Origin of the sequence: Methanofastidiosum sp. (genome assembly GCA_020854815.1) — an archaeon.
Classification (GTDB): Archaea; Methanobacteriota_B; Thermococci; order Methanofastidiosales; family Methanofastidiosaceae; genus Methanofastidiosum.
This window is the reverse complement of record JAHKLW010000093.1, coordinates 2501-12007: the sequence shown is the minus strand read 5'-3', so window position 1 is coordinate 12007 and position 9507 is coordinate 2501. Positions and strand designations below refer to the sequence as shown.

Genomic DNA, 9507 nt, shown 5'->3' with positions numbered 1-9507 from the left:
TCTTTTAGTGAAACCAAAACATATATACCTCTGGTGTAGGGAAGTCTATTAGAAGGATTATTTTCGCATAATGATACAATTTTAACTCCTGACTTGTCTAAAAAAGAAGAAGGCATGAACAACACTGTTGTTTTATTTTTATCAGCATCTATTGCTGTTCTAAGGGGAAATTTTCCTTTTCTCATATATGCGATAAATCCGGATTCTAGTGCTTTTAAGACATTTTTATAATTAAGAACAGATCTAAGATCATTTTCAGAAAGTATTAACATATTCTTTTTTTAGAAATTATAATATAAATAGCTATCCAAACATTTTTTAATAAGCTAATTAAAATGGAAGTATGGAGAACTCCTTCTTTCCTTATGATAATTTCAGAACAAATCAGGAGGAGTTTATTCAATTTGTTCAAACTAGTCTGATTCAGAAAAAGAATCCCATCGTAGAAGCGGCCACTGGTTTTGGTAAGACTATCTCAGTCCTAGCTGCAGTTTTGCCTTTGGCAGAAAAATTTGGAAAAAAAATAGTCTATTGTTGCAGAACTCATAAACAGATGGACAGAGTTATGGAAGAGTTGATGGAAATCGGGAAGAATGTAGAGGTATCAGGAATTTCTATAAAAGGTAGAAATTCAATGTGTCTACACCCAACTATTATCAATAATGAAATGGATACTTCAATGGCACTTCATGTTTGTAGATTATTAAGAAGAGAGAATAAATGTGAGTATTATGAAAATATGAAAGAGAAGGATGATAGAGCTTATGAGATCGAAGTAAGTCTTTCACAAAAACCCTCGTTGTCTCAAGATGTCGTTGCACTTTGTATTGAAGAAAATATGTGCCCGTATGAAGTAGTTAAGGGGATACTCCAGAAAGTTGAAGTAATTTCTTGTAGTTATATGTACATTTTCCACCCTGAAATAAGAGATAATTTCCTTGAAGGTATTGGAGCAACGCTTGAAGATATCATTTTGATTCTTGATGAAGCGCATAATCTCTCTGAGCTTGCAATAAATCTTGGTTCAGATCAACTTTCAATCTATTCGATTACCGCTGCGATAAATGAGTCAATAGAATTTGAAGAGCCTATTGTCTCAGAATTTTTAAATAAATTTTATGATGTTTTTTTAGAACTAGAAAATGATTTTAAGTTCGAAGAAGATGATGAAGCCATTATTACCTATCAAGATCTTTTTACAAGGCTTGAGGGTTTGAAAGGTCCTTTTGTTTCTAAGAGTTTTGAAAAAATTCTTTTTGATCTCATAGTCTATATGAAGACTGTTGGTGAAAAAGTTCAAAAGACCCGCCTTAAGAAGAATAAGATGCCCAGGTCTCACATTTTTAGAATCGCATCATTTCTTGGAAACTGGTTTAATGCAAGAGGAAGTGAAGGGTACTGTTATACCTTTGAGAAAACTAAAACTAAAAAAGACGAAGATACATTGAAACTTGGAATATTGTCTCTTGACCCAAGACCTATAACTACACAAGTCTTAGATTTTGCTTTTGGTTCTGTGCATATGTCAGGAACTCTTGAGCCATTGGATGCGTATTCAGATATTATTGGATTAAGAAATCCAGCTTTCAAAATATTTACTTCTCCATTTTCACCTTCAAACATTAAAGGCATGGTTACAAAAGGAGTAACTACAAAAGGAACTCATAGGAATGAAGAAATGTACAAAAAAATAACGCGCAAAGCTATAGATGTTATTCATTCCGTGCCTGCAAATGTCGGGATATTCTGCTCTTCCTATGAAGTCGTTGATGGCTTACTTAACTCAGGCATAGTTTTAATGTCTGATAAACCAATTTTTATAGAAAGGCGAAACATGGACTCAAGAGAAAATGATATGTTAGTTTCTGACTTCAAGCATCATTCTGGTAAAAACGGTGCCGTCTTATTAGGCGTGATGGGGGGTAGAAATGCTGAGGGTGGAGATTATCCTGGAAATGAGATGAATACAGTAATAATCGTTGGAGTGCCATATGCAAGACCAACTCCTAGAATAGAAGCACAGATAGAATACTACCAAAGAGTATTTTATGGAAAAGGGAAATATTATGGATATTATCTTCCTGCTCACCGAAAATTGAGCCAGGCGGCGGGTAGAGCCCACCGACTTTTATCAGACAAAGCATTAATTGTATTTCTTGATGAAAGAGTTGCAAATAAATTTGTGTCAAAGGATATACCCAAATGGATAAGAGATAGTATAGAGTTTATTCCTGACTCGGAAGAAATTCTTAAAGAAAAAATAAAAGTGTTCTTTGAAATTCACAGATAGATTTAAAAGTTATGTGAAGGGGTATAGGTAGGGATAGAATGAAGGAAATTGATTGTCCTGTATGTCTGGAAGTTATCGAGTTTAAAGAAGTAAAGGATGGATTAAACATAGAATGTCCATTCTGTGGAGAAGAGCTCATACTAATCAATTTTGAAGATGAGTGGGAACTCATAGAAAAAGAAGAGATATTGGGATGGTACGAAGAGGAAGAAACCTTCGAGGACAGCCTTGAAGAAGACCTAATTTACGACAACTAATCCCATTAATCCTATGGTGATTTGGTGGGAGAATCGACATCATTTAATAAAGAAATAAATAATCTATTTTTAGAAAACAATCTTATACTTACTGTTAATTCCGTCCAAGCCTTAGCTTTAATTCAAAAAAACAGGTATGTGGAATTAATTGAATTTCTAAAGGAAAAGGGAAAAGTATTTGTTGATGATAATGACCTTGAGAATTTTATAAATGTTAATGGAGAAAATGAAATCCCTATAGAAATTGAAAAGGGAAAAATAGAAGTTAAGTTGGAAGAAGAACCTGAAACAGAGATTAAGAGATCTATTAATGGAAAAAGGATACCTGCAAAAGAAAATGACGCAGAAATTAAATTTACTAAAAACATTAAACAAGAAAACGTATCACAGGGTTCAATAGAAGATTTTGTTAAACTTTTCAATGACAGATATTCCAAGATGAAGAAGATGTTCAGAGAAAGGCCATCTACAAGAGATTTCATGCCTATAGGGGAAGCTTTGAGGGCAAAGAAGGGTGAAGAAACAAGCGTAGTTGGAATGATAACAGAAAAAAATGAGTCAAAGAAAGGAAATCTTATTTTAACTGTAGAAGATGATACTGGAAGAATAAAAGTATTTTTCTCAGGCTCAAAAGAACTTGACGAGAAGGTCAAGTATATTATGCTTGATGAAATCATCTGGATTAAGGGAACTCTTGGTGATGGGATAATATTCGGAAAAGAGTTTGAATTCCCGGATTTACCTGTTTCGAGGGAAGTGTGTAGAAGTGAAGTTGATTTGTGCTCAGTTCATATTTCAGATGTACATGTTGGCTCAAATGCATTTCTAGAAAAATCTTTTTTAAAATTTGTAAAATGGTTGAATATTAGAATGGGATCGCCGGCCCAAAGGGATTTAGCTTCCAGGGTAAAATATTTAGTTATTGCCGGGGACTTAGTCGATGGCGTAGGCACCTATCCTAATCAGGACAGAGATTTAGAAATACTTGATGTGTATGATCAGTATGAAAGACTCTATGAACTGCTTTCAATGGTTCCAGACTGGATAAGAATAATTATGTCTCCCGGAAATCACGACGCAACTAGAAGTGGCGAGCCCCAATTACCTATAGAAAAACAGTATGCTGAGAAACTATATGAATTACCAAATGTCGATATGGTTCCAAATCCTTGCTTTTTTGAAATGCATGGAGTAAAGACTGTCGTCTATCATGGAACAAGTATTTATGATTTTGTTGAAGGGATAGCTGGTGTAGGCCATGATAAACCTGTGCCTGCAATGAAGGAAATGCTCAGAAAGAGACATTTGGCACCAGTATATGGTGGTAAAACTCCCATCTCGCCTGAAGAAAGGGATTATTTATTGATTGATAGCCATCCAGATATTTTTCATACTGGACATGTTCATGTTAATGGTTATGGTAATTATAGAGGAACATCCATGATCAATTCTGGGGGTTGGCAAGCGCAGACTGACTACCAGAAGATGAGGAATATTATGCCCACGCCGGGGCGAGTTCCAATATTTGATTTAAAAACTCACAAGCTCTCAATTATGGGATTTTGTAATGACGGTGGAGGATACTAATTGATTGAAGCTTATTTTAATTCTTTAGAAAGTGAAGCAAGAAAAGCTTATGAAATTGCCCAAGAAGCAAGAAAAAAAGGATTAGACCCATCACCATCTGTTGAAATACCTCTGGCTGCAGATATGGCCGGCAGAATAGAAGGGATAGTAGGGCCAAAAGGTGTTGCAAAGAAGATAAAAGAACTTGATCTACAAGGCCATTCTAGAGAAAAAATTGCCATTATGATTGCAGAGGAAATTATTGCAGAAAAATATTCAAAGAAAAATTCAAAAGAAAAGTTAGCTGAGCAGGCGGTGAGAACAGGTCTTGCTATTTTGACTGAAGGTATAGTTTCTGCTCCTTTAGAGGGCATTTCTGATGTTAAGATTAAAACTAATTTTGATGGTACTGATTATCTAGCGTTATATTTTGCAGGGCCAATTAGATCTGCCGGTGGAACTGCAGCGGCACTCTCAGTTCTTTTGGGGGATTATGTGAGAAAAACTCTTGGACTTTCTAAATACAAGGCAACGGAAGAAGAAATCCAGAGATTCATTGAAGAAATTGAATTGTACGAAAGAGGAAAAACCCATTTGCAGTATAAACCATCCAACAAGGAAGTGATAATTGCACTCTCAAATATTCCTATTGAAATTACTGGAGAGAGCACTGAAGAAATAGAGGTTTCAGGATATAGAAACCTTCCAAGGATTGAAACAAATAAAGTGAGAGGAGGAGCTCTTCTTGCTTTGGCCGAGGGTGTTATTCAAAAATCAAAGAAAATTGAAAAAGTAATGAAGGTTTTCGAGTTAGAGGGTTGGGAATTTATAAAAGACATAAAAAAAGAAGAAAAAAAAGAAAGTGAAGATAAAACTGAAAAAATAAAACCTAATTGGAAATATCTCTCGGATTTACTTGCAGGAAGACCTGTTATAGCTCATCCCAGTAGTAAAGGTGGATTTAGGCTAAGGTATGGTCGTAGCAGAGACACTGGATTTGCTGCTTGGGGATATCATCCAGCAGCTATGGAAATAGTAAATGGATTCATAGCGGTGGGGACTCAACTTAAAACTGAAAGGCCAGGTAAAGCCACAGTTGCTATGCCTGTGGATTCAATTCTCCCACCTTATGTAAAATTTAAAGATCAAAGCTGTGATTGGCTTTATGCTTATGAGAGTATAAAACCAGAAGATGTTGAGGAGATTATATTCTTAGGTGATGTTCTTATTGCATATGGGGACTTTGTGGAAAATAATCACTTATTGATGCCTTCAGGATATGTAGAAGAGTGGTGGGTCCAAGATCTAAAAAAAGCTTTTGATGAAAAAGGGGATAAAGAACAAATCAATGATTTATTTGAAGGCGAAAGAGTTCCAGAAGTAAAAGAAGCAATTGAATTATCAAAGAAATATGGGATCCCTCTCCACCCAAAATATACTTTCTTTTGGAATTATATATCAACAGATGATTTGGATTATCTTATTAATTATGAAGATTATACCATAAATGAGAACTCTATCTTTTTTAATTTGGAAGATGGTAAGAAGATAAAAAAAATTATTGAGAATTTGTGTGTTCCGCATAAAGTATCAGATGGGAATGTACAAATAGACTCTTATATAATGAAACTTATTCTTTCAGGCAAACAAACATATGGTGAAACTGTTCTTGATATGGTATCAAATTTACTAGGGATTCAAATTAGAGATACAATACCTACCACTATTGGGTGTAGAATGGGAAGGCCAGAAAAAGCAAAGGAGAGAAAGATGAGTCCACCTGTTCATGTTTTATTCCCAATAGGTATGTCTGGTGGTTCTACTAGAAGTCTTATTAAAGCATCACAAAAAAATTTCATAGAAGTAGAGTCAGTTAATAAAAGATGTCCTAAATGTAATACTAAGACACACTTGACCAAATGTCCAAATTGTGAGAGTATGACAAAGATGTATATGTGTTGCTCTCATCAAACATGCTCTTATGAAGGCTCAAGTGTAGTCAGCGAAAAGTGCCCTGAGTGTGGATCACCGCTTAGAGTATATTCAAAGAAAAAAGTCAATTTAAAAGAAGACTTGAGTCTTGCTCTTTTGAATTTAGGCCATGAACTTCCAAAAGAAGTCAAGGGTGTACAAGGTATGAGTTCTGAATACAAAATCCCAGAACCTATAGAAAAGGGCATACTTAGGGCTTCCAATGAAATTTACGTTTTCAAGGATGGAACTTGCAGGTATGATGCAACTGACGCACCATTGACTCATTTTATTCCAAAAGAAGCTAATGTGAGCATTGAAAAACTAAAAGAACTTGGATATAGTAAGGACTATCTTGGAAATGAGCTTTCAGATGAAAATCAAATAATTGAACTAAACGTCCAGGATCTTATTGTACCAACAGATTCAATAACTTATTTATTCAAAGTTTCTAAGTTTATTGACGAAGAATTAGAAAATATATATGGATTGAATCCATACTATAATCTTGAAAAGAAAGAAGATCTTATAGGACAATTAGTAGTTGGATTGGCACCCCATACTTCGGCCGGAACTATTGGACGTATAGTTGGATTTACTGATACTAAAGTTGTATACGCCCACCCGTATTTTCATGCTGCCAAGAGAAGAAACTGCGATGGAGATGAGGATTCGATAATGCTTTTGATGGACCCTCTACTTAATTTTTCTAGATATTATCTCCCTCAAAAAAGAGGCGGTCAAATGGATGCCCCACTTGTATTAACTACACGAATTGACCCAAGAGAAGTAGATAAAGAAGTCCATAACATGGATATATGTGAGAGATATCCTGCGAAGTTCTATGAAGCTACGTTAAAATACATCCATCCGAAGGAAATAAAGATTGAAAGGGTTGAAAATAGATTAGGTACAGAAGGAGCCTATTATGGAATTAAATTTACACACCATACATCCGACATAGCTAAAGGACCAAAAGCTAGTAGTTATACTACATTAAATTCTATGGAAGAAAAACTTATGTCTCAATTTGACATTGCTAAAAAGATAAGGGCAGTAGATGAAAACGATGTTGCAGAGAGAGTTCTAAAGACCCATTTCATACCTGATATCAAAGGAAATATAAGATCATATTCAAAACAGAAAGTAAGATGCACCAAATGTAATACTACTTATAGGCGAGTTCCTCTATCTGGAAAGTGTGCAAAATGTAGCAATAAACTTGTATTAACAGTTACAAAAGGCTCAATCTTGAAATATATGCAATTGAGTATAGACATATCGTCAAAATATAAAATAAAAGAGTATACATCTCAAGAAATTACATTGGCGGATTCTGAAGTTAAAATGAACTTTAGAGAAAAACATAAACAGCTGTCAGTATCAGATTTTTGTTAAATAATAAAATAATTTAGAAGACTATTAGATTAGTTTAGATATTTCATCAGCAGTTCTTTTCATATCTAAAAATACCAAGCCTAATTTTGCATCTTTTCTGGCAAGAGCAGTTAACACAGCTTCTTGACCGGAACCCATCATTAAGATATATCCATTGGCACCTTTAACAAACACTTGTTCTAAAGAGCCTCTTTTTAATTCTTGAGAAGTTCTCTCACCAAGTGATAGCATTGCAGCTGACATTGCAGCAACTCTGTCCTCATCAACATCCTGAGTAAGAGAACTTGCGATAATAAGTCCATCTGTCGATACGACAGCAGATGCTTCAACATCAGGAGTTGTGGCCTCTAGTTCCTTTAATAATTCAGTTAAACTTTGAGTTCTTGACTTCTGAGCCATATAATCCCCAATTTATTAATGAAAAGTCTGCATATATAAAGTTTATGAATTACTAAATTAAAGATGATAATAATATTAAAATATCTTTCATTAAACAAATAATTAATAAAAACAGAATGCATAGTAATCTTCGACAAATCCTATCGTTTGACCTCGAACTATTTCGGAATTATGAACCTTAGACTATTAGTATCGGTAAGCTGAATACCTCGCCCGAAGGCTTGGTACTTACACTACCGACCTATCAACCGGATCTTCTATCCGTGTCTTCGTCTCTAACTAAAGTTATAGTCACCTATCCCCTTCTTCTATTAGAGAGTGGTTGTCTATTTTCAGGGGTTATTTCGGGCTTAGATGCTTTCAGCCCTTATTAACTATGGCGTAGCTACCCGGCGATGCCTTATCAGACAACCGGCACACCAGAGGCCACGGCAGTCTGTTCCTCTCGTACTGGGACTACCTTCCCTTCAGACGACCAACACCCCCGATAGATAGCAACTAACCTGTCTCACGACGGTCTAAACCCAGCTCACGTTCTCCTTTAATGGGCGAACAACCCCACCCTTGGGTCCTGCTGCAGACCCAGGATGGAAAGAACCGACAGCGAGGTAGCAAGCCCGGGGGTCGATGTGGGCTCTTGCCCCGGACGACTCAGTTATCCCCAGGGTAGTTTTTCTGTTAGTCCAAGCCCCCATCAAGGAGGCATTGGAGTTCGCTAGGCCCGGCTTTCGCCTCTGGATATCTTGTGGTGCAATATCCAGTCAGGCTGACTTTTGGCCTTGCCCTCTACGGTGGATTCCTGACCCACCTGAGTCAACCTTAGGGCGCCCTCGATACCTTCTCGAGGGCGTACCGCCCCAGCCAAACTGCCCACCTACCGGTGTCCCAACAATAACAATGTTGGTTAGTTGCTTAGACTTGGAAGGTTGGTGTTCCATTTGTGCCTCCACAATCCCTAGCGAGATTGCTTCGATGGCTACCAACTACGCTCTACATCAAAGTCCAAGCAACAACGACAGGCTGCAGTAAAACTCCATGGGGTCTTCGCTTCCCATCGGGGGACCCTGGCATATTCACCAGGAAGTGGTTTCACTAGGTTCCAGTTAGGGACAGTAGGGCTCTCGTTACACCATTCATGCAAGCCGCCAATTAAGCGGCAAGGTATTACGCTACCTTAAGAGAGTTATAGTTACTCCCGCCGTTTACCGGCGCTTCGCCCGGTTGGAACCGGGGTTAACGTGCCGGCACTGGGCAGATGTCACCAGCTGTACAAACCTTTACAGGATAGCAGCTAGCTGTGTTTTTATTAAACAGTCGAAGCCCTCAAGTTACTGAGACGTACCGTCCGATTAAAGACAGTACGCACTCCTTATCCCAAAGTTACGGAGCTATTTTGCCGAATTCCCTTAACTGGAGTATCCCAACACGCCTTAGGCTTCTCACCAAGGGGCACCTGTGTCGGATCTCAGTACGAACATAAAGAATTCATTTCTATCCTCTTTTCACGGACTCCAGAGATCGGCCGAACCCGACTAAATCGTCAGGCCATTCCTAATTTCTTCCAATTCTCTGCATTAAGCATCTCCATGGAATTATATAGTTAGATGGAACGATGGTTCCACTCGG

At 37.1% G+C, this 9507-nt stretch carries 6 protein-coding genes and 1 rRNA gene (1 of these 7 running past the window's edge); 4 read left to right on the top strand and 3 right to left on the bottom strand.

Annotated features, from left to right (window positions below; genetic code table 11):
- The coding region (locus KO464_10480; GenBank protein MCC7573782.1) for a hypothetical protein at positions 1-272 on the bottom strand (272 nt) is incomplete at its 3' end.
- A gap of 71 nt (positions 273-343) precedes the next feature.
- Here KO464_10480 and KO464_10475 point away from each other — a divergent pair.
- The 4 genes from KO464_10475 to KO464_10460 are packed head-to-tail and all read left to right on the top strand — an operon-like array spanning position 344 to position 7482.
- Positions 344-2290 carry a DEAD/DEAH box helicase family protein gene (locus KO464_10475; protein MCC7573781.1) on the top strand — a complete coding sequence of 649 codons (1947 nt, stop codon included), beginning with the start codon at positions 344-346 and terminating at the stop codon, positions 2288-2290.
- Between the two features lie 38 nt (positions 2291-2328).
- Entirely contained in the window at positions 2329-2547 is a 219-nt protein-coding gene (locus KO464_10470) for a hypothetical protein (protein MCC7573780.1), read from the top strand.
- Between the two features lie 24 nt (positions 2548-2571).
- On the top strand, positions 2572-4134 hold the full coding sequence (locus tag KO464_10465) for a DNA-directed DNA polymerase II small subunit (protein MCC7573779.1): 1563 nt from the start codon (positions 2572-2574) through the stop codon (positions 4132-4134).
- Positions 4135-7482 carry a DNA polymerase II large subunit gene (locus KO464_10460; GenBank protein MCC7573778.1) on the top strand — a complete coding sequence of 1116 codons (3348 nt, stop codon included), beginning with the start codon at positions 4135-4137 and terminating at the stop codon, positions 7480-7482.
- A 24-nt stretch (positions 7483-7506) separates the two neighbouring features.
- Here KO464_10460 and KO464_10455 read toward each other — a convergent pair whose 3' ends face one another.
- A complete protein-coding gene (locus KO464_10455) occupies positions 7507-7881 on the bottom strand; it encodes a roadblock/LC7 domain-containing protein (protein MCC7573777.1) in 375 nt (124 codons plus the stop codon).
- Between the two features lie 165 nt (positions 7882-8046).
- Positions 8047-9507: ribosomal RNA gene (locus tag KO464_10450) — 23S ribosomal RNA — on the bottom strand (it continues 1558 nt past the right edge of the window).